General features: G+C 62.9%; 25 protein-coding genes, 1 tRNA gene and 2 rRNA genes (1 of these 28 running past the window's edge). 14 read left to right on the forward strand and 14 right to left on the reverse strand.

What is annotated here, in order from left to right; translation table 11 throughout:
* Positions 1 to 17: 17 nt before the first annotated feature.
* Positions 18 to 455 (forward strand): c-type cytochrome, encoded by a 438-nt coding sequence (locus ACOXXX_RS14255; RefSeq protein WP_422827266.1) that lies wholly within the window; start codon positions 18 to 20, stop codon positions 453 to 455.
* On the opposite strand, the gene ACOXXX_RS14260 is transcribed toward ACOXXX_RS14255, so the two are convergent.
* Together ACOXXX_RS14260 and ACOXXX_RS14265 are read right to left on the reverse strand one after the other, a co-directional pair.
* Positions 452 to 886 (reverse strand): YqaA family protein, encoded by a 435-nt coding sequence (locus ACOXXX_RS14260; RefSeq protein WP_422827267.1) that lies wholly within the window; start codon positions 884 to 886, stop codon positions 452 to 454. The two genes, ACOXXX_RS14255 and ACOXXX_RS14260, sit on opposite strands and share 4 nt — an antisense overlap.
* Positions 887 to 922: 36 nt before the next feature.
* Positions 923 to 1,498, reverse strand: a complete 576-nt coding sequence (locus tag ACOXXX_RS14265; RefSeq protein ID WP_422827268.1) for an NYN domain-containing protein — start codon at positions 1,496 to 1,498, stop codon at positions 923 to 925.
* Between the two features lie 156 nt (positions 1,499 to 1,654).
* Here ACOXXX_RS14265 and folK point away from each other — a divergent pair, with 156 nt between their 5' ends.
* The 10 genes from folK (at position 1,655) to ACOXXX_RS14315 (ending at position 12,258) form a co-directional block, all read left to right on the forward strand.
* Entirely contained in the window at positions 1,655 to 2,203 is a 549-nt protein-coding gene (gene folK, locus ACOXXX_RS14270; RefSeq protein WP_422827315.1) for a 2-amino-4-hydroxy-6-hydroxymethyldihydropteridine diphosphokinase, read from the forward strand.
* 71 nt (positions 2,204 to 2,274) lie between these two features.
* Positions 2,275 to 2,628 carry a DNA-directed RNA polymerase subunit omega gene (rpoZ, locus tag ACOXXX_RS14275; RefSeq protein WP_422827269.1) on the forward strand — a complete coding sequence of 118 codons (354 nt, stop codon included), beginning with the start codon at positions 2,275 to 2,277 and terminating at the stop codon, positions 2,626 to 2,628.
* 34 nt (positions 2,629 to 2,662) lie between these two features.
* Complete coding sequence (locus ACOXXX_RS14280) at positions 2,663 to 4,807, forward strand: RelA/SpoT family protein (protein ID WP_422827316.1); 2,145 nt, start codon at positions 2,663 to 2,665, stop codon at positions 4,805 to 4,807.
* A 23-nt stretch (positions 4,808 to 4,830) separates the two neighbouring features.
* Entirely contained in the window at positions 4,831 to 5,484 is a 654-nt protein-coding gene (locus ACOXXX_RS14285; protein ID WP_422827270.1) for a DUF2062 domain-containing protein, read from the forward strand.
* Between the two features lie 30 nt (positions 5,485 to 5,514).
* Positions 5,515 to 6,267 carry a pyridoxine 5'-phosphate synthase gene (locus tag ACOXXX_RS14290; RefSeq protein ID WP_422827271.1) on the forward strand — a complete coding sequence of 251 codons (753 nt, stop codon included), beginning with the start codon at positions 5,515 to 5,517 and terminating at the stop codon, positions 6,265 to 6,267.
* The gene (locus ACOXXX_RS14295) at positions 6,267 to 6,719 is read left to right on the forward strand and encodes a hypothetical protein (protein WP_422827272.1); all 453 of its coding nucleotides are present in this window, start codon (positions 6,267 to 6,269) and stop codon (positions 6,717 to 6,719) included. Before ACOXXX_RS14290 ends, ACOXXX_RS14295 begins: the two co-directional genes overlap by 1 nt.
* Complete coding sequence (gene acpS, locus ACOXXX_RS14300; RefSeq protein WP_422827273.1) at positions 6,716 to 7,129, forward strand: holo-ACP synthase; 414 nt, start codon at positions 6,716 to 6,718, stop codon at positions 7,127 to 7,129. Before ACOXXX_RS14295 ends, acpS begins: the two co-directional genes overlap by 4 nt.
* 212 nt (positions 7,130 to 7,341) lie before the next feature.
* Positions 7,342 to 8,517 (forward strand): aminotransferase class I/II-fold pyridoxal phosphate-dependent enzyme, encoded by a 1,176-nt coding sequence (locus tag ACOXXX_RS14305; RefSeq protein WP_422827274.1) that lies wholly within the window; start codon positions 7,342 to 7,344, stop codon positions 8,515 to 8,517.
* Between the two features lie 22 nt (positions 8,518 to 8,539).
* A complete protein-coding gene (locus ACOXXX_RS14310) occupies positions 8,540 to 11,461 on the forward strand; it encodes a DNA translocase FtsK (RefSeq protein WP_422827275.1) in 2,922 nt (973 codons plus the stop codon).
* 203 nt (positions 11,462 to 11,664) lie between these two features.
* Positions 11,665 to 12,258: a LolA family protein gene (locus tag ACOXXX_RS14315; protein WP_422827276.1), complete on the forward strand. Its 594-nt coding sequence runs from the start codon at positions 11,665 to 11,667 to the stop codon at positions 12,256 to 12,258.
* A 20-nt stretch (positions 12,259 to 12,278) separates the two neighbouring features.
* Here ACOXXX_RS14315 and ACOXXX_RS14320 read toward each other — a convergent pair whose 3' ends face one another.
* Positions 12,279 to 12,869, reverse strand: coding sequence for a lytic transglycosylase (locus ACOXXX_RS14320; protein ID WP_422827277.1), 591 nt, complete (start codon positions 12,867 to 12,869; stop codon positions 12,279 to 12,281).
* A 232-nt stretch (positions 12,870 to 13,101) separates the two neighbouring features.
* On the opposite strand from ACOXXX_RS14320, the gene hspQ reads away from it, so the two are divergent.
* Complete coding sequence (gene hspQ, locus ACOXXX_RS14325; protein ID WP_422827317.1) at positions 13,102 to 13,428, forward strand: heat shock protein HspQ; 327 nt, start codon at positions 13,102 to 13,104, stop codon at positions 13,426 to 13,428.
* 43 nt (positions 13,429 to 13,471) lie between these two features.
* Here hspQ and ACOXXX_RS14330 read toward each other — a convergent pair whose 3' ends face one another.
* From ACOXXX_RS14330 to ACOXXX_RS14365, 8 genes are all read right to left on the reverse strand, one after another.
* Positions 13,472 to 14,518, reverse strand: coding sequence for a threonine aldolase family protein (locus ACOXXX_RS14330; protein ID WP_422827278.1), 1,047 nt, complete (start codon positions 14,516 to 14,518; stop codon positions 13,472 to 13,474).
* A 10-nt stretch (positions 14,519 to 14,528) separates the two neighbouring features.
* Positions 14,529 to 14,999 (reverse strand): YcgN family cysteine cluster protein, encoded by a 471-nt coding sequence (locus tag ACOXXX_RS14335; RefSeq protein WP_422827279.1) that lies wholly within the window; start codon positions 14,997 to 14,999, stop codon positions 14,529 to 14,531.
* A complete protein-coding gene (locus tag ACOXXX_RS14340; protein ID WP_422827280.1) occupies positions 14,996 to 15,928 on the reverse strand; it encodes a bifunctional riboflavin kinase/FAD synthetase in 933 nt (310 codons plus the stop codon). Before ACOXXX_RS14340 ends, ACOXXX_RS14335 begins: the two co-directional genes overlap by 4 nt.
* Positions 15,929 to 16,137: 209 nt before the next feature.
* A complete protein-coding gene (locus ACOXXX_RS14345; protein WP_422827318.1) occupies positions 16,138 to 16,581 on the reverse strand; it encodes a MaoC family dehydratase in 444 nt (147 codons plus the stop codon).
* Positions 16,582 to 16,693: 112 nt separating this feature from the next.
* The gene (locus ACOXXX_RS14350; protein WP_422827282.1) at positions 16,694 to 17,422 is read right to left on the reverse strand and encodes a helix-turn-helix transcriptional regulator; all 729 of its coding nucleotides are present in this window, start codon (positions 17,420 to 17,422) and stop codon (positions 16,694 to 16,696) included.
* 240 nt (positions 17,423 to 17,662) lie between these two features.
* Positions 17,663 to 18,535 carry a TIGR01459 family HAD-type hydrolase gene (locus tag ACOXXX_RS14355; protein WP_422827283.1) on the reverse strand — a complete coding sequence of 291 codons (873 nt, stop codon included), beginning with the start codon at positions 18,533 to 18,535 and terminating at the stop codon, positions 17,663 to 17,665.
* Positions 18,536 to 18,659: 124 nt separating this feature from the next.
* Positions 18,660 to 19,580 (reverse strand): manganese-dependent inorganic pyrophosphatase, encoded by a 921-nt coding sequence (locus tag ACOXXX_RS14360; RefSeq protein ID WP_422827284.1) that lies wholly within the window; start codon positions 19,578 to 19,580, stop codon positions 18,660 to 18,662.
* Positions 19,581 to 19,732: 152 nt separating this feature from the next.
* Positions 19,733 to 21,250 (reverse strand): DUF2125 domain-containing protein, encoded by a 1,518-nt coding sequence (locus ACOXXX_RS14365; protein ID WP_422827285.1) that lies wholly within the window; start codon positions 21,248 to 21,250, stop codon positions 19,733 to 19,735.
* A gap of 127 nt (positions 21,251 to 21,377) precedes the next feature.
* Between ACOXXX_RS14365 and ACOXXX_RS14370 the strand changes: the two genes are divergently transcribed.
* Both ACOXXX_RS14370 and ACOXXX_RS14375 read left to right on the forward strand, forming a co-directional pair.
* The gene (locus ACOXXX_RS14370; RefSeq protein WP_422827286.1) at positions 21,378 to 22,127 is read left to right on the forward strand and encodes an SDR family oxidoreductase; all 750 of its coding nucleotides are present in this window, start codon (positions 21,378 to 21,380) and stop codon (positions 22,125 to 22,127) included.
* Complete coding sequence (locus ACOXXX_RS14375; RefSeq protein WP_422827287.1) at positions 22,124 to 22,732, forward strand: enoyl-CoA hydratase/isomerase family protein; 609 nt, start codon at positions 22,124 to 22,126, stop codon at positions 22,730 to 22,732. Before ACOXXX_RS14370 ends, ACOXXX_RS14375 begins: the two co-directional genes overlap by 4 nt.
* Positions 22,733 to 22,830: 98 nt before the next feature.
* On the opposite strand, the gene ACOXXX_RS14380 is transcribed toward ACOXXX_RS14375, so the two are convergent.
* The 3 genes from ACOXXX_RS14380 to ACOXXX_RS14390 form a co-directional block, all read right to left on the reverse strand.
* Positions 22,831 to 22,907 (reverse strand) — tRNA-Met (locus ACOXXX_RS14380).
* 73 nt (positions 22,908 to 22,980) lie between these two features.
* A 5S ribosomal RNA gene (gene rrf / locus ACOXXX_RS14385) occupies positions 22,981 to 23,095 on the reverse strand.
* Between the two features lie 94 nt (positions 23,096 to 23,189).
* Positions 23,190 to 26,426 (reverse strand): 23S ribosomal RNA (locus tag ACOXXX_RS14390) (it continues 189 nt past the right edge of the window).

A 26,426-nucleotide genomic window follows, 5' to 3' on the forward strand; every position in this document is an offset into this window, starting at 1 on the left:
CCGAAAAGGACAGTCCGATGAAATCGACGCTTTTGGCCGCAGGCTTTCTGCTCACCGCGCACCCGCTTCTGGCGCAGGGGCTTTTGCCCTATGACGACCCGGCGCGCGTGGCCAATGGCGAAACGCTGTATGCCGAAAACTGCGCCGCCTGCCATGGTGCCGACCTTGCCGGGCAGCCCGACTGGCAGGTACGCGACGCCGACGGCTACCTGCCTGCGCCGCCGCATGACACCTCGGGCCACACCTGGCATCATCCTGACGCCCTGCTGGTCAGGATCGTTACCGAAGGCACCGAGGCGCTGGTCGGCGGCACCTACAAATCCCGCATGGCAGGCTATGGCGATATCCTGAGCCAGGCGGAAATCATGGACATTCTGGCCTATATCAAAAGCACCTGGCCCGCCCAGGTGATCGAGATGCACAACGACATCAACGCCCGCGCCGCGTCGAACTAGACCGCCGCCGTGGCCCAGGCCAACGCGATATAGCGGCCGGTCTTGGCCAGGCTGACGAGCGTCAGGAAAAGCCAGAAACGTGTGCGCATGATGCCCGCGACGACGGTGAAGGCATCGCCGAAGGGCGCCCAGCTCAGCAACAGCGTCCAGACGCCCCAGCGGGCGTACCAGCCTTGTGCCTTTTCCAGCTGCCCATCGGACACGGGAAACCAGCGGCTGTCGCGAAAGTGCTCCACCCCCATGCCCATCCAGTAGTTCACGCAGGCGCCCGCGGTGTTGCCGATGCTGGCCACCAGCACCAGCAGCCACAACGGCGCGGCCTCGCGCAGCTGCAAGGCGACGAACACGATCTCGGACTGGAAGGGAAGCAAAGTCGCCGCGCCGAACGCCGTAGCACACAGCGTTGCGAGCGCGGCCACTTCTGCCATCATGACACCGGGCCCGTCATACCTGCAGGCCCACCGCCCTTAGTTGCCGTTGCTGGCAACCTCAAAGTTCCGTTCGTTCGACATTTCGCGCGGCGGACGGCCGATCACGTCCTTGAGCTCATCGAGCTCGATGAAATTGTCGGCCTGACGGCGCAGTTCGTCGGCAATCATCGGCGGCTGGCTGCGGATGGTCGACACGACCGACACGCGCACGCCCTGGCGCTGCAGCGATTCGACCAGCGGACGGAAATCGCCATCGCCCGAGAATAGCACGATGTGGTCGACCCGCGGGGCAAGCTCCATCGCATCGACGGTCAGTTCGATGTCCATGTTGCCCTTGACCTTCCGACGGCCCTGGCTGTCGGTGTATTCCTTCGCGGGCTTCGTCACCATGGTGAAGCCGTTGTAGTGCAGCCAGTCCACCAGCGGGCGAATCGGCGAATACTCGTCATTTTCGAGCAGGGCAGTGTAGTAGAACGCGCGCAGCATCTTGCCGCGGCGCACGAATTCCTGGCGCAGCAGCTTGTAGTCGATGTCGAAGCCCAAAGCCTTTGCAGCGGCGTAAAGGTTCGAGCCATCGATGAACAGCGCCAGCCGTTCGTCCTTGTAAAACATAAAATGTCCTTTCGATAATTTGAAACGGCCGGCCCGTGAGTGGATTGAATAATGGCGCCGTTTCAGTTTGTCGGAAAATAGGTAAAAGCGTATTGGCTTCAAGTAATACAGTGGGAAAAGGATAGTCACATTCCACTTACCGGACAAGAATTCTTGGTGGCGCTGGGGTCGAACATGGGGTCGTCGGCGGGAAACCCCGGTCAAACCCTGGCGGCCGCGCTTGTTGCGCTCGGCCGGACGCAGCTTCAACTTAGGCGGGTAAGTCGTTTTTTTTCAACGCCTTGCTTTCCGCCGGGCGCCGGTCCGGATTACGTGAACGCCGCGGCGACCCTGTCTGGCGCGCTGAATCCCGCCGACGTCCTGAAAATCTTGCATGACGTTGAGGCAAGTTTCGGCCGGGAGCGGACAGAACGTTGGGGAATGCGCAGTCTCGACCTCGATCTGATCGCCGCGGGCCCGGCAATCTGCCCCGATCTTGTGACGTTCGAGTCGTGGCGGCATCTTGATCCGGCCCAGCAGCGCCGCCGCGCGCCCGACCGGATGATCCTGCCGCACCCGCGCCTTCAGGACCGCGCATTCGTACTTGTGCCGCTGGCAGATATCGCGGCAGACTGGCGCCATCCCGTGCTGAACAGCACGGTCGTCCAGATGTGTGCCGCGCTCGCCCCAGAGGCGCGGCAAGAGGTTGTGCCCCTGCAGCAATAGCGGCTTGTGTTGGAACCCTGCCCGCGTTAGATAACGCTTTCTGACGGCGACCCGACATACTGGAGTGTTCCATGGCCCGCGTGACGGTAGAAGATTGCGTTGACAAAGTCCCCAACCGGTTCGAGCTTGTGATGCTCGCCGCGCACCGCGCGCGTGAAATCTCGGCGGGTGCGGCGATCACCGTGGACCGTGACAACGACAAGAACCCGGTCGTGTCGCTGCGCGAGATCGCGGACGAAACCCAGTCCGCCGATGAACTGCGCGAACGGCTGATCGAATCGAACCAGACCCAGATCGAGGTTGACGAGCCCGAAGACGACGCCATGGCGTTGCTGATGGGCGCCGAGCCCGACAAGCCCGCCGAAGACGACATGTCGGAAGAAAAACTGTTGCGCGCGCTGATGGAGGCGCAGGGGCAAGGCTGACACCCGGCGCCAGGGCCAGGCAAGGACGTCTATGATGATTGCGGCCGACGACCTGATTGCCCTAGTTCGCAACTACAACCCAAAGACCAACGAAAAGCTGCTTCGGGCCGCCTATGATTACGGCCTGAAGATGCACGAAGGGCAATTGCGCCATTCCGGCGAGCCCTACTTTACCCATCCCGTCGCGGTCGCCGCCATTCTGACCGAACAGCAGCTTGATGATGCCACCATCATCACCGCACTGCTGCACGACACCATCGAAGACACCAAATCGACCTATGCCGCGATCGCCAAACGCTTTGGTGACGAGGTTGCCGATCTTGTCGACGGTGTGACGAAGTTGACCAACCTACAGCTGTCGAGCTCCGAAACCAAGCAGGCCGAGAATTTCCGCAAGCTTTTCATGGCCATGTCCAAGGACCTGCGGGTCATTCTGGTCAAGCTGGCTGACCGCCTGCACAACATGCGCACCATCAAGGCGATGCGGCATGAAAAGCAGGTGCAAAAGGCACGCGAGACGATGGATATCTATGCGCCGCTCGCAGGCCGCATGGGCATGCAGTGGATGCGCGAAGAGCTCGAGGATCTGGCCTTTCGCGTTCTCAACCCCGAAGGCCGCGCCAGCATCATCCGTCGCTTCATCACCTTGCAGAAGGAAGCCGGCGACGTCATCCACCGCATCACCAGCGACATGCGCCACGAACTCGACAAGGTCGGGATCGAGGCCGAGGTCTTTGGCCGCGCCAAGAAACCCTATTCGATCTGGCGCAAGATGCAGGAAAAGGACATGGGCTTTTCCCGCCTTTCCGACATCTACGGTTTCCGCGTCATCACCCGCACGGAAATGGACTGCTACCGCGCGCTGGGGGCCATCCACCAGCGCTGGCGGTCCGTGCCCGGGCGGTTCAAGGACTACATCAGCCAGCCCAAGTCCAACGGCTATCGCAGCATCCACACCACCGTGTCGGGACGCGACGGCAAGCGGGTCGAGGTGCAGATCCGCACCCGCCAGATGCACGATGTCGCCGAAACCGGGGTGGCGGCGCACTGGTCCTACCGCGACGGGGTGCGGTCGGAAAACCCCTTTGCCGTCGATCCAGCCAAGTGGATTTCGTCGTTGACCGAACAGTTCACCGCCGAAGAGGATCACGAGGATTTCCTCGAGGCAGTGAAGCTCGAGATGTACACCGACCAGGTGTTCTGTTTCACCCCCAAGGGCGACGTGGTGAAACTGCCGCGCGGGGCGACGCCGCTGGATTTCGCCTATGCGATCCACACCCGCATCGGGTCGGCCTGCGTCGGCGCCAAGATCGACGGGCTGCGGGTGCCGCTCTGGACCCGGATGAAGAACGGCCAGTCGGTCGAGATCATCACCGCCGAGGGCCAGACGCCGCAGGCGACCTGGCTCGACATCGCGATCACCGGAAAGGCGAAATCCGCCATCCGCCGCGCCCTGCGCGAGGCCAACCGCGAACGCTTCATCAAGCTGGGGCACGAACTCGCACGCTCGGCCTTCGAACACGTCGGCAAAAAGGCCAGCGACAAGGCGCTGGAAAACGCTGCCCGCACCCTGCGGCTTGAAGATGCCGACACGCTTCTGGCACGGCTGGGCAGCGCCGAGCTGACGGCGCGAGAGGTGGTTCAGGCGGTCTATCCCGATCTTGCGCCCAAAACCACGGATCAGATCGACCTGAGCCGCGCGGTCATCGGTCTCACGCACGGGCAGGGCTTTACCCGCGCGCAATGCTGTCAGCCCTTGCCCGGCGAACGGATCGTGGGCCTGACGCAGCGCGGGCGCGGGGTCATCGTGCACACCATCGACTGCGCATCGCTGGCCGAGGTCGAGGATCAGCCCGGGCGTTGGCTCGATCTGCACTGGGCCAGCGGCAACCACCCGGCGATCTACTGTGCGACACTCGATCTGACCATCGGCAACGACGCGGGCGTCCTTGGGCGGATTTGCACGTTGATCGGAGAGCAGAAGGCCAATATCTCTGACCTTAATTTCGTCGACAGGAAGCCGGATTTCTACCGGCTTTTGATGGATGTCGAACTGCGGGATGCGGAACATCTGCATTCGGTGATCTCGGCGCTCGAGGCGGAAAGCGATGTGGCGTCGGTGCTGCGTCGGCGCGATCCGGCCCTGGCGTCGGCAACCGCACCGGCCGCGGCAGAGTAGCGGAGCAGAAGGGAAACAGCGTCTTGGTGTTCAAGCGTCGCGACAATCGACCGCTCTGGAAGATCGTCCTGCACGCGCTCTGGCCCCGCGGGGGCTGGGTGCGCGCGGCGCAATACGTCAAACACCGCCTGCGCCGCCTGCCGGACCCGCCGGAAAAGATCGCCCGCGGCATCTTTGCCGGGGTGTTCACCACCTTCACGCCGTTCTACGGGCTGCACTTCATCGTCGCCGGCCTGCTGGCCTGGATCATGCGCGGCAATATCCTGGCGTCGCTGCTGGCGACGTTCTTCGGCAACCCGCTGACCTATGTGCCCATCGGCGTCATTTCGATGAAAACCGGCTACTGGCTTCTGGGGCTCGAACATCCGCACGGCGTGCACGATTCGATCGGGCGCAAGTTCTTCGAGGCGGGGCGCGATCTGTCGGACAACTTCTGGGCGCTCTTCACCGGATCGCCGGTCGACTGGCGCGACCTCACGCGATTCTATGACGAGGTGTTCTGGCCCTACCTCGTGGGCGGCATCATCCCCGGCATCGTCGCGGCGCTGATCTGCTATTACCTGTCGGTGCCGTTGATCCGCGTCTATCAGAACCGCCGCAAGGGCATGATCAAGGACAAGCTGGCAGCGTTGAAGAAAAAGAAAAAACAGGCTGACGGCGGGGCGGCGTCGGACTAGGTTGCCGCTGATCCAGCTGTCGGAGGGGCCATGACCACCTATGCAGGACGCCTGCGCCTGGGCGTCAACATCGACCACGTCGCCACCGTGCGCAACGCCCGCGGCGGCGCCTATCCCGACCCGCTGCGCGCCGCCAAGCTGGCCGAAGAGGCCGGCGCGGACGGCATCACCGCGCATCTGCGCGAAGATCGCCGCCACATTTCCGACGCCGACATCGACGGGCTGATGGAGGTGCTGTCGGTGCCGCTCAACTTTGAAATGGCGGCGACGGACGAGATGCAGAAAATCGCACTGCGTCACAAGCCGCACGCGGTCTGCATCGTGCCGGAAAAGCGCGAGGAACGCACAACCGAAGGCGGGCTTGAGGTCGCGCGCGAAGAAAACAAGCTGGCGCACTTCATCGCCCCCCTGCGCGAGGCCGGATGCCGCGTGTCGATCTTCATCGCCGCCGATCCGCGCCAGATCGAGGCCGCGCACCGCATCGGGGCCGAGGTGATCGAACTGCACACCGGCGCCTATTGCGATTTCCATGCCGAAGGCAAATTTTCCGAGCGAGATGAAGAGCTTGAGAAGATGCGCGCCATGTCAATCATGGCCCATGAACTGGGGCTTGAGGTGCATGCGGGTCACGGCCTGACCTATGACACTGTGACACCGGTGGCACAGTTCCCCGAGGTGATGGAACTCAACATCGGCCATTTCATCATCGGAGAGGCGATCTTTCGCGGGTTGCAGCCTGCAATCGGCGAAATGCGTCGGCTGATGGACGAGGCGCGGGCGTGATGCGGCGGGCATCCGTGACCACGGCGCTTGCGGTGCTGCTCGCCACGCAGGCCCCGGCGGCAATCGTGCGCGACTGCAACCGCTTCGAGGCGCGCGCCGACAACCTGATGATGCCGCCTGCGGAGTCGATCCGCACCTTCGCCAACGGTGACATCCGGCTGATGTGGCTCGACACCACCGAACCGGCGTGCTGTTCCTCGCACCTGATGGTGACCCTGCCCAGCCCCGAAGACCCGGGGCTGATCTGCGCGCTTGTCTCGCGCGACGATGCGCTTGGGTTCGGCGGGCTGGACCTGCCGGGGGCCGTCGCCTCCTACGATCCGGCGCGCGGGCTGCAGGTGAAAGTGCCTGCAAACCTCTGGACCGGCGACGCCATCGCGCCCCTGGACCTGACGGTGACGATCAACCAGCAGACCGGCGTCGTCCGCGCCAGCGAGTCGCCGCTGCGATGATCCTCGGGATCGGCACCGATCTGGCGAATATCGACCGCATCGCCGGCACGCTCGACCGCTTTGGCGACCGCTTCCGCAACCGGGTCTTCACGGAGATTGAACAGGCCAAGGCCGAGCGGCGCGCCGACACGCCGGGCACCTACGCCAAACGCTGGGCCGCGAAAGAGGCCTGTTCCAAGGCGCTTGGCACCGGGCTGCGCATGGGCATTTCCTGGAAGGATATGGCCGTCAGCAACCTGCCCACCGGCCAGCCCGTGATGCAGGTCACCGGCTGGGCGGCAGAGCGTCTGGCCGAGATGACCCCGCCGGGGCACGAGGCGATCATTCACGTCACCCTCACCGATGATCATCCCTGGGCGCAGGCCTTCGTCCTGATCGAGGCCCGCCCCATCGCCGCCGCGCCCGGCTGACCCCTTCATCTGCCCGGAAATACTTCAGAGAGCACGAGAGACAGCGTCTCTCGTATCCGTGCCGCGCGGATCCCGCGGCGCAACGACCCCCAATGCGATTTTCCTGCCACAGGTCCCCGATACCAAAGCCTTTTTCTGGACGCCTGCCGCCCCTTTGCGTATCCTGACAAAAAGCGGGGCAGCCAGGATCCCGCATTCTGAGGCAGTTGAATATGTTCCCCGAGCGGTTTTCGAACCTACCGGCCTATGCGTTTCCGCGCTTGCGGAGCCTTTTGGACGCCCATGCACCGGGCGGCCCTGTCACGCATATGACGATCGGTGAGCCGAAACATGCTTTTCCGGCCTGGATCACCGACATCATCGCGCAGAACGCCCAGGACTTCGGGCGCTATCCGCCGAACGACGGCACGCCCGAGCTGTTGCAGGCCATCGCCGACTGGCTGCACCGCCGCTATGGCGTGACCCAGCCGGTCGATCAGATCATGGCGCTGAACGGCACCCGCGAAGGGCTTTACAACGCCGCGATGGCGCTTTGCTCCGAGGCGAAGGACGGCCAGCGACCGGTGGTTCTGACCCCGAACCCGTTCTACCAGGTCTATGCGGTGGCCGCCGCCTCCGTCGGCGCCGAACCGGTCTTCGTGCCCGCGACCGAGGACACCGGTCATCTGCCCGATTACGCCAGCCTTCCGGCCGCCACGCTCGACCGGACCGCCATCGCCTACATCTGCTCTCCGGCCAACCCGCAGGGCGCGGTCGCCAGCCGCGACTACTGGGAGGCGCTGATCGCGCTGGCCGAAAAGCACGATTTCCAGATCTTCGCCGACGAATGTTATTCCGAGATCTACCGCGACACGCCGCCCGTGGGCGCGTTGCAGGTCGCCCGCGACATGGGGGCCGATCCCGAACGGGTGCTGATCTTTCATTCGCTTTCCAAGCGGTCGAACCTGCCGGGCCTGCGCTCGGGCTTTGTCGCGGGCGGGCCCGAAAGCCTGCGCCGCATCCGCCAGCTGCGCAGCTATGCGGGCGCGCCGCTGCCGCTGCCGTTGCAGCGCGTCGCGGAAAAGGTCTGGGCGGACGAGGCGCATGTGACCGAGAACCGCGCGCTTTACGTCGAAAAGTTCGACATGGCCGACCGCATCCTGGGCAACGTGCCGGGCTACCGACCGCCGCAGGCCGGCTTCTTCCTCTGGCTGCCGGTCGAGGATGGCGAAGCGGCGGCGCTGCGGCTCTGGACGGAAACCGGCGTCCGGGTCCTGCCCGGCGCCTACCTGTCGCGCGAAACCGAAGCCGGAAACCCCGGCAAATCCTATATCCGGGTCGCCCTTGTGGCCCCCAAAGATGAAACGCAGCGCGGGCTCAGCACCCTCCGCGACTGTCTGTACGCATAAGAAGAAACGAGGCGAGGACCAGATGGCTTATCAGGCACGGGGGCGCGATCCCCTTTTCGACAGCAACATGCAGGCCGCGATCGAAAAGCGCGGCAAGGAGCTTGCGGGCCTTGCCCTTGTCGTGCTGGGGCTGATGGCCGCGGCGATGATCGCATCCTACACGCCCGACGACCCAAGCTGGCTGTCGGCCACGGATGCGCCGGTGCAGAACTGGATGGGCCGCCTGGGCGCGTCGATCGCGGCGCCGCTCTTCATGATCGTGGGGCTGGGCAGCTGGGGCCTGGCGCTCGTGCCGATCGTCTGGGGCGTGCGCATGGTGATCCACCAGGGCGATGACCGCGCGCTGTCCTGCCTGATCTTCGCGCCGATCTGGGTGGCGCTCTCGGCGGTCTACGCCGCCGGTCAGACCGTCGATGCAAGCTGGAGCCATTCCTTCGGGCTGGGCGGGCTTTTCGGCGATATGATGATGGGATCGCTTCTGAACCTGCTGCCGATGGGAGCCAGCCTCGGGCTCAAGCTGGCGATGCTGGTTCTGGGCGTCGCCATCGCGGCGCTCGGGGCCTTTGTGCTGGGCTTTACCCGGGCCGAACTGCGCGCGATCTCGCGCTTTCTCGTGCTGAGCACGGTGATGGTCTATGCCACGCTTCTGTCGCTGCTGGGGCGCGGGGCGTCCGGTGCGGTGCAGGCGGCGCAGTCGATGCAGGCCGCCAACAGCGCCCGGCGCGAACGCCGTCGGCAAGAGGCCGCAGAGGCCGCCGCCTGGGCCGCCGCACAAGAGGCGGTGCCGGTGCCCAATGCCCCGCGCCGCCGGGCCGCAACCGCCATGCCCGCCGCCCACGAGGCCGCCGCGCCGGTGGAAAAGCAAAGTTTCCTTGCCCGGATGCCGCAGCTGATCAAGCGCCCCGAAAACATGCCCGAACCGGAGTTGGTGGAGCCTGCGACCTTTGAAGGCGAGGCCGACATGCCCGGCGACGACCGCATCCGCGCCAAGATCGCCGATGTGATCAAGTCGCGGATCCGCCAGCCCGAACCGCCCGTCGAAGAGGTGGCCCCGCTGACCAAGGGCCGCGGCCGCCGCCCGGATCCGCTGATCGTGCACACGGCAGGCGCGGCGCTGCCGCCCGAACCGCCGCTTACCGCGCGCCATGCTGTCGGCGTGAGCGCGGCGACGCTTGCCGCTGCGGCCCCCGTCCCCCCTGCCCCGGCCTATGCGGAGGAAGACGAGGCCGACCTGCTGGTCGATCCCGCAATCGATGCGGAGGACGACGGCTACGACGTGCAGTCCTACGTCGCCGATCACGCCCATAAGCCGACAATTCCGGTGGCCGAACTTAAGAAGGTCGTGCAGCAGCCGGTGCGCAAAGCCGCACCCGTGTCGCGCCGCGCCAAGGCCGAGGCACAGCCCAGCCTGAAATTCGACGACAATTCCGCCGAATTCGAACTGCCGCCGCTCAACCTTCTGATGAACCCCGACACCATCACCCGCCATCACCTGAGCGACGAGGCGCTCGAGGAGAACGCCCGGATGCTGGAATCGGTGCTGGACGACTATGGTGTCAAGGGCGAGATCGTCAGCGTCCGTCCCGGCCCCGTCGTCACCATGTACGAACTGGAACCGGCGCCGGGCCTCAAGGCCAGCCGCGTGATCGGTCTGGCCGACGACATCGCGCGGTCGATGTCGGCCCTGTCGGCCCGCGTGTCCACCGTTCCGGGGCGCAGCGTCATCGGCATCGAACTGCCCAACGACAACCGCGAAATGGTGGGTTTCCGCGAAATCCTGTCGACCCGCGACTTTGGCGACGGCAACCAGAAACTGCCGCTCGCGCTTGGCAAGGATATCGGCGGCGACCCGATCGTCGCGAACCTCGCGAAGATGCCGCACCTGCTGATCGCCGGCACCACCGGTTCGGGCAAGTCCGTGGCCATCAACACGATGATCCTGAGCCTGCTTTACAAGCTCACGCCGGACGATCTGCGGCTGGTGATGATCGACCCGAAGATGCTGGAACTTTCCGTTTATGACGGCATCCCGCATCTGCTGTCGCCCGTCGTGACCGACCCGAAAAAGGCGGTTGTGGCGCTCAAATGGGTCGTGGGCGAGATGGAAGAGCGGTATCGCAAGATGTCCAAGATGGGCGTGCGCAACATCGACGGCTACAACGGCCGCGTGGCCGATGCCCTGTCGAAGGGCGAGATGTTCAGCCGCACGGTGCAGACCGGGTTCGACGACGATACCGGAGAGCCGGTATTCGAAACCGAAGAGTTCGAACCGCGGAAAATGCCCTATATCGTCGTCATCGTGGACGAGATGGCCGACCTGATGATGGTCGCGGGCAAGGAGATCGAGGCCTGCATCCAGCGCCTGGCGCAAATGGCCCGGGCGAGCGGAATCCACCTGATCATGGCCACGCAACGCCCGTCCGTGGACGTCATCACCGGCACGATCAAGGCGAACTTCCCCACCCGGATCAGCTTTCAAGTAACCTCGAAGATCGACAGCCGCACGATCCTGGGCGAAATGGGGGCCGAACAGCTCTTGGGTATGGGCGACATGCTTTACATGGCGGGCGGGGCCAAGATCACCCGCTGCCACGGGCCGTTCGTCAGCGATGAAGAGGTCGAAGAGATCGTCAACCACCTCAAGGCTTTCGGCCCGCCCGACTATGTCGGCGGCGTGGTCGAAGGGCCCGAAGAGGACCGCGAGGCGGACATCGACGCGGTTCTGGGTCTGGGCGGAAACACCGATGGCGAAGATGCGCTTTACGATCAGGCGGTGGCCATCGTGATCAAGGACCGCAAGTGCTCCACCTCCTACATCCAGCGCAAGCTGGCCATCGGTTACAACAAGGCCGCGCGCCTGGTCGAGCAGATGGAGGACGAAGGCGTCGTGTCGGCGGCCAACCATGTGGGCAAACGCGAAATCCTGGTGCCCGAACAGCATTGATCAGACCCCCCTGCCCCGCCGTAAGGCGGGGCAAGACACACGACAGCAGCCGATGAGGGCGGTTTCGCGCCGTCCGGCGGTCTGACGTGGGGTTGCAGCGCGGCATGCGGGAACATTAATGCCATGACACCGCGTTGATATCGCATATCGGGCGCATCGCGCCCATATAGGTATCACGTATCCGAGCAGACAGGACCCAGACCATGCGCTTTGCCACCCTTCTGACCGCCGCCGCGCTCAGCATCGCGACCGCCCTGCCCGCACTGGCGGACAAGCTGTCGCTGAACGAAATCTCCGGCTATCTGAACAAGCTTCAGTCGGCCAAGGGCAGTTTCACCCAGATCAACGGCGATGGCACGATCAGCACCGGCACCGTCTACATCACGCGCCCCGGCAAGGCGCGGTTTGAATACAACCCGCCGGAAAAGGCGCTGGTGCTGGTGAATTCGGGCCAGGTTGCGATCTTTGACAAGAAACTGGGCGGCCCGCCGGAAAGCTACCCGCTCAGCCAGACGCCGCTCAGCATCATCCTGGCGCGCAACGTCAACCTGAGCCAGGCGGGCATGGTGCAGGGGCACGGCTATGACGGCACGGCGACCACGGTCACCGCGCAGGATCCCAAGCGGCCGGAATACGGCAACATTCAGCTGAAGTTCACCGACAACCCCGTCGAACTGCGGCAGTGGATCATCACCGACAACAACGGCGGCCAGACCACGGTGGTTCTGGGCGGGCTTGAACGCGGATCGATCAGCAACCGGATGTATGACATCCGCGGCGAAATCGCCCGGCAGTAAGGCCGGGCGGATCCGTCAGGTCAGCGCGCCGCGCGGCACGAGGCCAGCTGGGCCTCGTAAAGGGCGGCGCGGGTGTCGACCTCTCCGGCGACGCGGACCAGCCACGCCTTGCTGTTGTAGCTGCCGCGCCGGTAGCCGGTGCGCCCCTCGTGATAGGCAAGGTAATGGTTGCGCGCGTCGCGCATCGACAAGCCCAGCGACCGATTCGACTGGGCCATGTACCAGCCCATGAAATCGGTGGCGTCGCGGATATCGTCACGCTTGGCACGGCGATTGCCGGTCTCGGCCAGATATTCGTCCCAAGTGCCGTCCAGCGCCTGGGAATAGCCAAAGGCCGAACTTTGCCGCCCCATGGGAATCACCCCCAGCGTGTAGCGGAACGGTGTGCGCGCGTTACCGACGAATTTGCTTTCCTGGTAGATCGTGGCCATCTGGACGTGCATAGGCACGCCCCATTTTCGTTCAGCCGCGCGGAACGCGCGGGTGTAATGCGGGCGCTCTCTGAGAATCGCACAGGCGTTGTCCAGTTCCCGGGGAGCGGAATAGTTTCCGCCACCGCCACAAGACGCCGTTAACAGCACGATTATCAATGCGCGAAGAGTTCTGCTCATCTGCCTCTCGCTCGTTTTTTGTTTTGTTCACTCTACCTCATTCAGGACGGCGGGGAAATCACATTTGCGCCGCCAGGCGGGACTCGCGCGGACATCCCGCGCAGGGGCGGGCGGCACAGACGTTAACTGTGCCAAGGGCGTTCACAGAGTGTTTCCCCGAAAATGTGTCCAAAAGTTGGACAAACGGTCATTGAAAGGTCTAAAACCGGTCTGTAGGTCAAACATGATGAATATGCACAGCCAGCGCGCGAAATATCACCTGGGCCAGGTCGTCCGTCACCGCAAACATCCGTTTCGCGGCGTGGTCTTCGACGTCGACCCCGAATTCAGCAATACCGAGGAATGGTACGAGGCCATTCCCGAAGACAGCCGCCCGTCAAAGGAGCAGCCGTTCTATCACCTGCTGGCGGAAAACGATCAGAGCTTCTACGTGGCCTACGTCTCCGAACAGAACCTCGTCGCCGACTATTCCGGCGAACCGGTGGATCACCCTGACATTCCCGATCTCTTCGGCGCCTTCCAGGATGGCAGCTACGAGCTTCATTTCCAGATGAACTGACCACGGCCACAGGCGTAGGGCGGGTTTTCAACCCACCATCCGGCTACGCCCCGGCGCGCACCAGATCCACGAACCTCTGCAACTCTGCCGCGTCCAGCGCCCAGTCGCAGACAAACCGCGCGGTCAGCATCTCAGCCGGGTCGTCGCCCTCAAGCGTCCCCTCCCAGATATGGTAGGCCGCGCCTTCGGCCATCAGCCGCCGGTGCAGCGCGCGCGGCAAGGCGGCAAACAGCATGTTGGCCTGCGCCTCGTTGCGTATCTCCGCGATACCATCCAGCCCGGCGGCCAGTTCCGCACAGCGCGCATTCGCCCGCCCCGCCAGATCGCGCCACAGATCGTCACGCAGGTAGGCCGCCATCTGCGCCGCCAAGTAGCGATGCTTGGAAAAAAGATGCCCGCCGCGCTTGCGCCGATGAGCAAAAGCCTCGGCCTGCGCGGGATCGAAAAAGATCACCGCCTCGACCCCCAGCAGGCCATTCTTGGTCCCGCCGAAGACCGCGACATTCACGCCCGCCTTCCAGGTCATCTCGGCCGGCGTGCAGCCCAGCGCGACGCAGGCATTGGCGAACCGTGCGCCGTCCAGATGCACCGGCAGGCCATGGTCCCGTGCCACGTCCGCCAGCGCCCGCAGCGCCTCCAGCGTGTAGACGTTGCCATATTCCGTCACCTGCGTGATCGACACCGGGCCGCGCTTGGGCCCGTGCACCCCGCGCCCCTCTTCACCCAGGATCACCGCGCGCAGCGCCTCTGCCGTCATCCGGTCGTCCCCGGGGACCAGTGTCAGCTTGGCCCCGCCGGTATAGAATTCCGGCGCGTTACATTCGTCCATGTGGATATGCGCCTGCGGCGAACAAAAGACGGTCTGGTAAGGCTGGCACAGGGTCGACAGCGCCAGCGCATTGGCTGCCGTGCCCGTCGCCACCAGATGCACAGCCGCCTCGGGTGCCTCGAAAAGCGCGCGAAGCCGTTCTTCCACCTCCTGCGACAGAGGGTCGGTACCGTAGGCCGGGGCGTAGCCGGTATTGGCCTCGGCCAGCGCTTCCAAAACGGCACGCGGCGCGGGGCCGCCGTTGTCAGAGGCAAACTGCATGGCGGGTCCTTTAAACAGGTTCGTCGATAATGTGGTCTTCCCAGTCGTCCTCGTCGACCTCGAATTCCGCGACGGTGCGGTGCCGCATCGACACGCCCGCGGCATGCACCGTCTCCGGCGTGCCCGAGATCAGCGGATGCCAGTCGTAAAGCGGCTTGCCCTCCCACAACAGGCGGTAGGCACAGGTCGCGGGCATCCAGTAGGCGTGATCGTCGATATTGCCGGGCTTGAGCACGATGCATTCCGGCACGAACTGGTGCCGCACCTCGTATTGCGCGCAGCGGCAGGTTGTATCGTCGAAAAGACGGCAAGCGACCCGGGTAAGCTCCACATGGCCGGTGTCCTCATCCTCAAGCTTGTTGAGGCAGCATTTCCCGCAGCCGTCGCACAGCGCTTCCCATTCGGCGGGCGTCAGCTTGGTCAGCGGCTTGCGTTCCCAGAACCGCGGCGCCAGTCCAGACCGGTCGATGGGATCGGTCATAAAGCCTCCAGAATGCGGCGGGCCTGGGCGCAATCCTGCGCCATCTGCGCGATCAGCGCCTCCAGCCCGTCGAATTTCTCTTCCGGGCGCAGGAAGTCGACCAGCGCGACCGACAGGGTGGCGCCGTAAAGATCACCCTGGAAGTCGAACAGAAACGTTTCGAGATTGGCCTGGTTCTCGCCGAACATGGGCCGCACGCCGATGCTGGCAGCCCCCTGGTACGTGCCCCGGTGCGGTCCGTCCACCACGTCGACCAGCACCGCATAGACGCCATGGCGCGGCGGATGCAGCCCGTCGATGGACATGTTGGCGGTGGGATAGCCCAACTCGCGCCCGCGCTGTTCGCCGCCGATCACCTCGCCCTCGATCCGGTGCCAATGGCCCAGCTGCGCCGCCGCATCCCGGGGCCGCCCCTCGCTCAGCGCCGCGCGGATCGAGGTCGAGCTGACCCGCCCGCCGGGCCCTTCGACCAGCTCGGCCACCGTGACACCGAAGCCAAGCTTCTGCCCAAAGGCCTGAAGGTCCGTCACCGTGCCCGCCCGGCCCTTGCCGAAACAGAAATCCGCGCCCACCACGACATGGCGCAAGCCCAGCCCGTTGGAAATCACCCGCGCCGCGAACTGCTCCGGCGTCAGCGCCGCAAGCGCGCTGTTGAAAGGCAATTCATAGAGCCGCTCGACCCCGATCTTGGCCAGCCGCGACGCCCGCGCCTCGCGACCCATCAGCCGGAATGGCGGTGCGTCAGGGGCGAAATACTGGCGCGGATGCGGCTCGAAGGTCATCACGCCCAGCGGCGCGTCGGGCATGGTGCTGCGGGCCATGTCGATCACCGCCCGGTGGCCAACATGCACACCGTCGAAATTGCCGATGGCCGCACTCGCCCCGCGATCCTGCGCCTCGACATATCGGTAATCGCGAATGATCCTCATGGCACGCAGCGTTAGCGCCAAGGGCAGGCAGGTACAAGAACGCCCCTGGCTTCTCTGGTTCAAAAATACCTCGGGGTGTGGGGCTGGCCCCACTCCGGCTGTCAGGACTCAAGAAAGGGCCACCGCGATAGCGGAGCGTCACAGGCCTCTGCAGTAAAACCAAGGCCTTTCCGCTCTGTCCTGCGAGGCGCGATTGCGCCCAATCGTGCCTAGTCGAACTTTCTGGAGGGGGCGAGCACCACCGCCTCGCCAATCAGGACCTTTTTTCCATCCACCGCGCAGTGGCAATCCAGCTTCACCCGCCGTTTGGCCATGTCGATATCGACCACCTTGACCTCGGCATAGACCATGTCGCCGGGGCGCACGGGGGCGAGGAATTTCAGCGTCTGGCCCATGTAGACCGTGCCGTGCCCGGGCAGCTGTTCGCCGATCACGGCGGAAATCAGCCCGGCGGTCAGCATGCCATGCGCGATGCGGCCTTCGAAAATCGTGTCCTGGGCATAGTCGTCGTCCAGGTGCACCGGATTGCGGTCGGTCGACACCTCCGCGAAAAGCTCGATGTCGCGATCCGTCACCTCTTTGCGCAGGTGGCGGGTCATGCCCATCTCGATATCCTCGATGCAGATGGTTCCGCGCGGCAGGTTGTCGAACATCTCAGCCTCCATGATCATCGGCCCGGTAACAAATAGACGAGGAACGCCCCGCTTCAAGCAACTTTATTACTTTGCGGCCGCAGAAAATCAAGCAATACCTTCGGCGTGCCCCCTATTTGCGCCCATTGACGCCATTATGCCGCAGGGGACCCCCTGCTTTGGCCAGGGACCCGCGGCCTTCCCGATCCCACCAGAGGCTGCGCAGGGTTTCGCCCTGGCCGACGAATCGCTCTGCCAGCACGGCGCAGCGTTCGATCCGGTCACAGCGGAAATGCCGAAACCCCGACCGTAATTCGCACCAGGCCGCCAGCATCACGCATTCGATATGATAATTCACCGCGATGGGCCGCACCACGCGACGCGACCACAGCCCGTCGCCGTTCACATAGATCAACTCGAGCTTGGTTTCGGCGCGAATGGCATCGCGCAAGAGCGCCTTTGACACGCACCCCAGCGCCGGATCGTCACGCGGCGCGCCCCAAGGGGCCACAACCAGCCAGTCCGACGGCCCGTGCAGCGCATCGACCTTGTCCACCACCCGCCGCGCCGCGCGTTCCAGCGCCGTGTCCCCCGTGCGCGCCAGCATCGCCAGCCCGACTCGCAGCGCCTCGATCTCTTCGGTGTCGAAATTGAGCGGTGGCAGGTCATAGCCGCGGCGCATGACGTAGCCCAGTCCAGGCTCCCCCTCGACCGGCACGCGCATCGCCTGCAGGCTGGCCATATCGCGATAGATCGTGCGCACCGACACTTCGAGGCTTGCGGCCAGATCCTCGGCGGTCAGCGGCCGGGTCGCGCCGCGCAGGGTCTGGATCACTTCGAAAAGGCGACTGGTTCGAGGCATGATGCGGGGCTCCTGTCGGGTCCTGCCAGTCTAGCACAGGCCCCTGACATCCGCTGTCAGGGGCCATCGCGCAGTCTGCGAAAAATCACCAAGGACACGCCACATGCCCCGACGTCTGCCCGATCCCGAACGCCTGGCGCTGGGGTTGCTTGCCCCGCCACCCGGCGCAGAACTTCCGCGCCATAGGCCGCCGCCGCGCCTGATCTCTGTCCGGCTGGCCGAGGCCTGGTGGCGCTGGTGTCAGCGCAGGAAACCGATGGTGAAAGACGGATCCCGCCCTTCGCGGGCCAGATAGGCGTCAAGCGCCGCTGGGTCCGGCTGGTCGGTCGTGCGCGTTTCCTCGGCCGCAAGACCCCCGGTGATGAAGAGCGAATCGATATCCTCCCCCATCGCACCTGCGACATCAGTGTGGATGCCGTCGCCGATCGCGAGGATGCCTTCGCCGCCCACGTCGCGGCCCATCGCCGTCAACCGTCGCCGGGCCAGATCGTAGATCGGCGGATGCGGCTTGCCGAAGTAAAGGCTGGTCCCCCCCATTTCGGTATAAAGGCGCGCCAGCGCCCCGGCGCACCATTCCCGCACATCGCCGCGATCGACAACGATATCCGGGTTGGCGCAGAGCAGTTTCAGACCGCGCTGCTTGGCCAGCAGGAACTGCGTGCGCAGCACCGACGGATCCGCATGCGGATCCTCGGGACCGCAGCAGACGATACCATCAGCCTCGTCCAGCGGCACCTGCTCGATCTCGAGCGGATCTTTCACTACCTTCAGCGGCTCAAAGAACCCCTGATCGTGCGGCTGGCCGATGAACCAGACCTTTTGCCCCACCGCGCCGGTGAACATCGCCGCCCGCGCCGCGTCGCCGCTGGTGGCGATGGTGTCCCAGGCGTCTTCGGCGACGCCGAATTTCTGCAACTGTTTTTCGACATTGCCGCGCGGCTGCGGCGAATTGGTGACCAGCACCACCGCGCCACCCTTGGCGCGGTAGGCCTGCAGCGCCGCGACCGCGGACGGGATGGCCTGCACGCCGTCATGCACGCAGCCCCAAAGATCGACGAAAAGCGCGTCGTACCGGTCCGAGATGTCGGAGAGCGATTGAATGAGCTGGGTCACGTCTGGCGTCCTCGATCTTGTGCTGGGTCGGGGCTCTTATGGCCTGCCCGCGAGCGGCGTGCCACCGGAAAGCAAAAAGGGGCCGCATCCGCGACCCCTTGTCTGGCGTCCGAACGCAGGTCGATCAGACCTTGAGGTTCGGGATGATCTGCTTCTTGCGGCTCATGACGCCGGGCAGAACCACGATGTCGCCTTCGACCACGGCGCCAAAACTCTTTTCGGCCACGGTCTTGACCAGATCGTTGGGGACCAGCAGCGTCGCTTCTTCCTTGAGGATGTCGACCACGAAAAGCAGCACCTGGTCGGCGCCGTCTTCCTTGGCCACCTCTTCCATCGACGCCATCAGGCTGTCCTTGCGGTCCAGCACCGTCTTGGGCGCGGTGGTTTCCAGAACCGAAACGCGGAAGTCCTTTCCGTCGACGGTGTATTCCTTGGAATCCATCCGCAGCAGTTCGGCGTCCGAAAATTCCGACACGTCGGATTTCGCGGCGAACATCTCGGCGGCATAGCTTTCGATATCGACGCCCAGATCCTTGGCCAGCGCATGCGCCACGGCCTTGTCCTCCTGCGTCGTGGTGGGCGAACGGAATTCCAGCGTGTCGGACAGGATGCAGGTCAGCATCGCGCCCTTGACGGCCTTGGGGGCCTGAGCCAGATCATCTCCGATCATCTTCCACATTATGGTTGCGGTGCAGGCCAGCGGTTCGATGCGGATGTCGATCGGCCCCTTGGTTTCCAGGCCGCCGACCAGCTTGTGATGGTCGATGATGCCCTGAATGTCGGCGCTGTTGATGTTGTCGGGCAGCTCGGCAGGGTTGTTGGTATCGACGATCACCACCGGCGCGCCGTCTTCAAGACGGCCCAGCACGCGGGGCATGGTCAGACCCCAGTGGTCCAGCATGAATTTTGCCTCGGTGTTGGGCTCGCCCAGGAGCACGGCCTCGGCGGGGGTGCCCTTGATTTCGGACAGGTACCACGCCCAGATGATCGGGCTGCCGGTGCTGTCGGTGTCGGGGGATTTGTGGCCGAAAACCTGAATCGTCATCAGGACGCTCCTGTTCAGTAAAGGGTCAATTCGCGCGCCTTATAAAAGCGCGCCGGGCCGGTGTCACCCCGGTCCGGCCGCTTTGAAACTGCCGCTGGCTGCGGCATTTCGGACCGGCGCGGAGCGGATCGCCGTGCGCCGACCGGGCAGGATCAGCGAATACGCTGGCCGTTGGCCAGGACGTGACCCTGTTCGTTGACCTCGATGGTGGAGTTCAGTTCGTCATCGCCCGCGGGCACGGTGAACATGCTCATCATCATGCGCGCGCCCATCGCGTCTTCTTCGGCCAGAAGGCCCATGGCGATCAAACGGTCGATCAGCGCATTCGCGCCGGTCAGTTGCAGGTCCACCGAACCGGTCGGCTTCGGCATGCCGTCAAAGGTCTCAAGATCGCTGTTGTCAAAGGTGAACGACCCCTCGCCCGTCAGCCGCGCCCCGGCGGCAGAGACCTCGAGATCGGTCAGGTTCAGCGCATTCAGTTCTCCGGGCACCGCCCCGCTGCTTTCCAGTTCGGCCATCTGCTCGGCGTCAAAGAAATCGACGAAGGGGGTGACCTGTCCGGTCAGGTTGGCGGACACGGTTGCCGGATCGCGGGGCAGCTGCGCACCGCTGTCAAAAATGCTCCAGAGCATTTCGGACATGGTGAACCCGCCCAGCGTCAGACCGAGCGCCATGTCCTGCGGCTCCTCGGACGCGGTGACCGGGATCATCAGGTTGAACGCGGTCCGTTCCATCTTGGCGTCGATGGGAAAAGGCATGTCCGGGCTGGTGATGCTGACCGACAGATCGGTGTTGCCCAGGTCGTAGGACAGCGAATTTTCCGACAGCCCGACACCAAGAACGGCAGAGGCAGAACTGAACGTGCCGGTCGTCGTGTTGCCCTCTTCGGTGGCCGCGAATTCGGTCTGGCCGTTCTCATAGCGGAACTCTCCGTCGCCGCTCATGCCCGCGGCCATCATGCTGGCCATGTCGTTGGCATCGAATTCCAAAGGCAGGGCACTGGTGCCTTCGAAGGTCAGGTTGGCCATGCTGCCCTTGAAAAAGCCCGAGGTTTCGCCATCCGGATCGCTGAACGCCACGTCGTAGCTGGCACCGGTGACGGACATCGTCTGCTCCATCTCGCGAAGATCACCAATGCTGGAGGTCGACCGGCCCTTGGCATCGCTCATGGAGATGACCGCGCGGGCGCCTTCGCGGGGGATGGTTTCGCCGTCCACGACCAGCTCTGCCAGCGTCAACTTGAGCGTATCGGCGGTGTAATCATAGACCAGATCGTCCGGATCGCCGGACACGATCATGTTCAGCCCTTCATGTTCATAATCGATGCGCACATCGATATCTTCCTCTTCCCGCACCGAGAATGTGATGGGCATCGAGGTCGGAAAGGTGACCTGAACAGTGCCGTCACCCTGGTTCGCCAGCGTGACTTCTGACATCGAAAAGGCAAAGGTTCCGCTTTCATCGGGCATGTCCATCGACATGGTCACGTCCGACACGGTCAGCCCGTCGCCGTTGGGCGTCTGGGTGGCGGTGACCGCATAGCCAAAGCCCTGCATATATCCTGACAGATCGTCCCAGACCTGCTGCGCCGTCACATCGGCCTGCAGCGGTCCGGCCAGTGACAGCGCAAGGCCGGCGGTGCTGCCTGTCAGTTTCAACAAACGAGTCATGAATGATCCCTCTCGAGTTCCCTAATCAATCGCTCCAGCATCTGCCGGGGACGCGGCGCGGTCAAGGGGCTGGACCCTGCCCAACACAGGCTTTACCAAAGTCGCAAATCACGGAAAGGAGCAGCGCATGGACCTGTCCGGCAAGACCGTCCTGATCACCGGCGCAAGCCGCGGTATCGGCGCCGCGTCCGCGCGGGAATTCGCAAAGGCCGGGGCCAATGTCGCCCTTGTCGCCCGCAGCGCCGACGCCACGGCCGAACTGGCCGGAGAAATCGGACCCAAGGCCGTCGCCATACCCTGCGACATCTCGCGCTACTGGGAAATGGAGCAGGCGGTGAAAAACTGCCTGACCGCCTTTGGCCGGCTCGATATCGTGGTCAACAACGCCGGCGTGATCGAACCGATCTCGCACCTGGCCACCGCAAATCCGGATGACTGGGGATCGGTCATCGATATCAACCTCAAGGGCGTCTTTCACGGCATGCGCGCCGCCTTGCCGGTGATGCTGGACCAAGGGGCCGGCACGATCCTGACCATCGGATCGGGTGCCGCGCATGGCCCGGTCGAGGCATGGTCGCACTACTGCGCCTCCAAAGCCGGGGCGCTGATGCTGACCCGCATGGCAGACAAGGAAAACCGCGACAAGGGCATTCGCGCGCTGTCGCTGTCGCCCGGAACCGTTGCGACCCGGATGCAGGAAGAAATCAAGGGCTCGGGCATCAACCCGGTCAGCCAGCTTGACTGGTCCAGTCACATTCCGCCCGACTGGCCGGCAAAGGCGTTGGTGTGGATGTGCGGCCCCGAGGCCGATGAGTGGTTGGGGGCCGAGATTTCGCTGCGCGACGAGGACATTCGCCGCAAGGTTGGCCTCGCGTGATCACGCTCGAACGCGACGGCGGGCTCTGGATCGCCACGATCAACCGGCCCGAAAAGGCCAATTCGCTGACCGCCGATATGCTGGACGAACTGGCCGGGATCGCCGAGGCCGCGCAAGAGGCGCGGGCGCTGATCCTGACCGGTACAGGGTCGGTGTTCAGCGCCGGGGCCGATCTGGAGGCCGCGCGCGCGGGTCTGGCCACCTCACCGCTCTGGGAACGGTTGTCGGGGGCGATTGCCGCCTTGCCGGGGCTGAGCATCGCCGCGCTCAACGGCACCGTCGCGGGCGGCGCCATGGGGATGGTCCTGGCCTGCGACTTGCGTATCGCGGTGCCAAACGCCAAAGTGTTCTACCCGGTGATGAAGCTCGGGTTTCTGCCGCAACCCTCGGACCCGGGACGCCTCGCGTCGCTGATCGGTCCGGCGCGGGCCAAGCAGATCCTGATGGCAGGCCGCAAGATCCCCGCGACGGACGCTCACGCCTGGGGTCTGATCGATGAACTGGCAGAAAGCACCGACCTCATCGCGACCGCGCGCGCCATGGCTGCCGACACCCTCGCCGCCACGGCCGAACACGCCGCTGCCATCAAGACGATGATCCGCTAACGAGCGGGCGTTCATGCGCGGTTAAGCGGAATACAGTCTTGTCCGGTAGCCGAAACAGCCCCTTGGACAACAAAAAACCGCCCCAGAGGGCGGTAGATTGGTTGCGGGAGTAGGATTTGAACCTACGACCTTCAGGTTATGAGCCTGACGAGCTACCGGGCTGCTCCATCCCGCGCCAATTTTGTCGCCTCACGGCACGATATGTCGGAGGCGGCATCGATAGAGAGATACGTTTTGGTTCTTACTAGGTTTGGCGGTGACCTACTCTCCCACGTCTTGAGACGCAGTACCATTGGCGCGACGGCACTTAACGGCCGGGTTCGGAATGGAGCCGGGTGTTTTGCTCGTGCTATGACCACCAAACCGAGAAAGAACCAAAACCATCAACACAGTCCAAGTCGCGTACACTTTCGGTGTGTATGCTTTTCGATCAGTCACAGCCTGGCTGTTACTGGATCAAATCAAGCCTATCGGGCAATTAGTACCGGTCAACTGAGCACATTGCTGCGCTTACATCTCCGGCCTATCGACGTGGTGGTCTACCACGGCCCTCAGGGATACCTTGTTTTGAGGGGGGCTTCCCGCTTAGATGCCTTCAGCGGTTATCCTGTCCGATCGTAGCTACCCTGCACTGCCGTTGGCACGACAACAGGTCCACCAGTGGATCGTTCACCCCGGTCCTCTCGTACTAGGGGCAACTCCTCTCAAGTATCCTACACCCACGGCAGATAGGGACCGAACTGTCTCACGACGTTCTAAACCCAGCTCACGTACCTCTTTAAACGGCGAACAGCCGTACCCTTGGGACCTGCTCCAGCCCCAGGATGAGATGAGCCGACATCGAGGTGCCAAACACTGCCGTCGATATGGACTCTTGGGCAGTATCAGCCTGTTATCCCCGGCGTACCTTTTATCCGTTGAGCGATGGCCCTCCCACTTGGGACCACCGGATCACTATGGCCGTCTTTCGACTCTGCTCGACTTGTCAGTCTTGCAGTCAGGCTGGCTTCTGCCATTGCACTCAACGAGCGATTTCCGACCGCTCTGAGCCAACCTTCGCGCGCCTCCGTTACGCTTTAGGAGGCGACCGCCCCAGTCAAACTACCCACCACACAGGGTCCCGGATCCGGATAACGGACCGCGGTTAGACATCAAGCAGAACAAGGGTGGTATCTCAAAGGTGACTCCACAGAAACTGGCGTTCCTGCTTCAAAGTCTACCACCTATTCTGCACATGTTCGGCCTAATGCCAGTGTGAAGTTGTAGTAAAGGTGCACGGGGTCTTTCCGTCTAACCGCGGGAAGCCTGCATCTTGACAGGCAATTCAATTTCGCTGAGTCTATGTTGGAGACAGCGGGGAAGTCGTTACGCCATTCGTGCAGGTCGGAACTTACCCGACAAGGAATTTCGCTACCTTAGGACCGTTATAGTTACGGCCGCCGTTTACCTGGGCTTCAATTCAACGCTTTCACATCTCCTTTTAACCTTCAGGCACCGGGCAGGCGTCAGACCCTATACGTCGTCTTGCGACTTCGCAGAGCCCTGTGTTTTTAGTAAACAGTCGCCACCCCCTGGTTTGTGCCCCCAGCCCCTAGTTGCCTAGGAACCGGGCCTCCTTCTCGCGAACTTACGGAGGTATTTTGCCGAGTTCCTTCAACATAGTTCTCTCAAGCGCCTTGGTATTCTCTACCAGTCCACCTGTGTCGGTTTAGGGTACGATCTCATGATGGAGCTATTTCCAGGAACTGCTCAACGGCCCCTCCAATCCGATAAGGAGGAACAATCTTCGCAATCCGTCACTTCCATCTGGCCCAGGAATATTAACCTGGTTCCCATCGACTACGCCTTTCGGCCTCGCCTTAGGGGTCGGCTTACCCTGCTCAGATTAGCTTTAAGCAGGAACCCTTGGACTTTCGGCGAGAGTGTCTCTCACACTCTTTGTCGCTACTCATGTCATCATTCTCACTAGTGATCTCTCCACCGGATCGCTCACGCGCCGGCTTCACAGAAAGCTCCTTGTCTCCGTAACGGTCGAAACCGCTAAAGAGACAGTGAACTATGTCACACTACGCTCTGCTACCATGCCTTACGGCATCCTAAGCTTCGGCTCATGGCTTGAGCCCCGTTACATCTTCGCCGCAGGACAACTTATTTAGACCAGTGAGCTGTTACGCTATCTTTAAAGGATGGCTGCTTCTAAGCCAACCTCCTGGTTGTTTTGGTCGTCCCACCTGCTTTCCCACTTAGCCATGAATTAGGGGCCTTAGCTGTAGGTCAGGGTTGTTTCCCTCTCCACAACGGACGTTAGCATCCGCTGTGTGTCTGCCATCTAGTACTCCCGGGTATTCGGAGTTTGGTTAGGATCAGTAAGCCTGTGGGGCCCCATTACCCATCCAGTGCTCTACCCCCCGGGGTATTCGGATGACGCTCTACCTAAATAGATTTCGCAGAGAACCAGCTATCTCCGAGTTTGATTGGCCTTTCACCCCTAGGCACAACTCATCCCGACCTTTTTCAACAGGTGTGGGTTCGGACCTCCAGTAAGTGTTACCTTACCTTCATCCTGGTCATGCCTAGATCACTCGGTTTCGGGTCTGATCCATCTAACTCATCGCCCTATTAAGACTCGCTTTCGCTGCGCCTACACCTAACGGCTTAAGCTTGCTAGATAGACCAAGTCGATGACCCATTATACAAAAGGTACGCCGTCACAAGACTGGACACTAATGGAAATCATTTGCCGACCGGCACCGAAACCCTGAATTGCACCGTTTCGATGCCGGGATTCTCGTCGTACAGGCCTGCGTTGGAACGATGATCGTAGCTTAGCGCGTAGCGCCAGCCCAACTTACCTTCATACCCCAGTTCGATGCCGGATCGAAACTCGATCGGGCCGCCCAGATCGAACCCACCGTTGTCGGCGTAAAATCCGGGCATCGAATGCAGCTGCGCATAGAACGGGCTGCGTCCGAATTCGAGGGTATAGGTGGACCCGAAGCCCACCCAGGTTTCGCCGTGTTCGCCGACGGAAAATCCAACCGCCTGTCCGAATGGGCCACGCTTGTGACCCAGATCGTACCGCAAATAGACTTCGCCAGCGCTCTGAGCGTTTCGTTCCAGAACCTCGCCTGCGGAGATCGCAAACCTCGGCACCACTTCAGTGCGACCAAGGCATCCGGTCTGTGTTCCACAGTAGTTTGCACTCATGTCCCAAAGGCCGAGGCCCAACATGAGTACAGCGAAAGTTCCGTCGGCCATGGTCAGCTCCAAATGTTGATTTGGAAACTGCATGGCGCAGATTTTCATTAGAGTCCAGTCAAGCTCCGACTGATTGTAGGCGTTCGGTTTCAGGTACTGTTTCACTCCCCTCGTCGGGGTGCTTTTCACCTTTCCCTCACGGTACTGGTTCGCTATCGGTCAGTAAGGAGTACTTAGCCTTCGGGGGTGGTCCCCCGATCTTCAGACAGGATTTCACGTGTCCCGCCCTACTTAATACGTCCCATCGAGCTTCCTATAAGGGGCTGTCACCCTCTATGGCCATGCTTTCCAGCATGTTCTAGTCACTCTCAAGGCTCGGCTGGTCCCCGTTCGCTCGCCGCTACTAGGGGAGTCTCTATTGATGTCCTTTCCTCCGGGTACTTAGATGTTTCAGTTCCCCGGGTTTGCTCTTAAAACCCTATGTATTCAGGTCTTA

Origin of the sequence: Thalassococcus sp. BH17M4-6, from assembly GCF_049323015.1 — a bacterium.
In the GTDB taxonomy this organism is placed as follows: Bacteria; Pseudomonadota; Alphaproteobacteria; order Rhodobacterales; family Rhodobacteraceae; genus Puniceibacterium.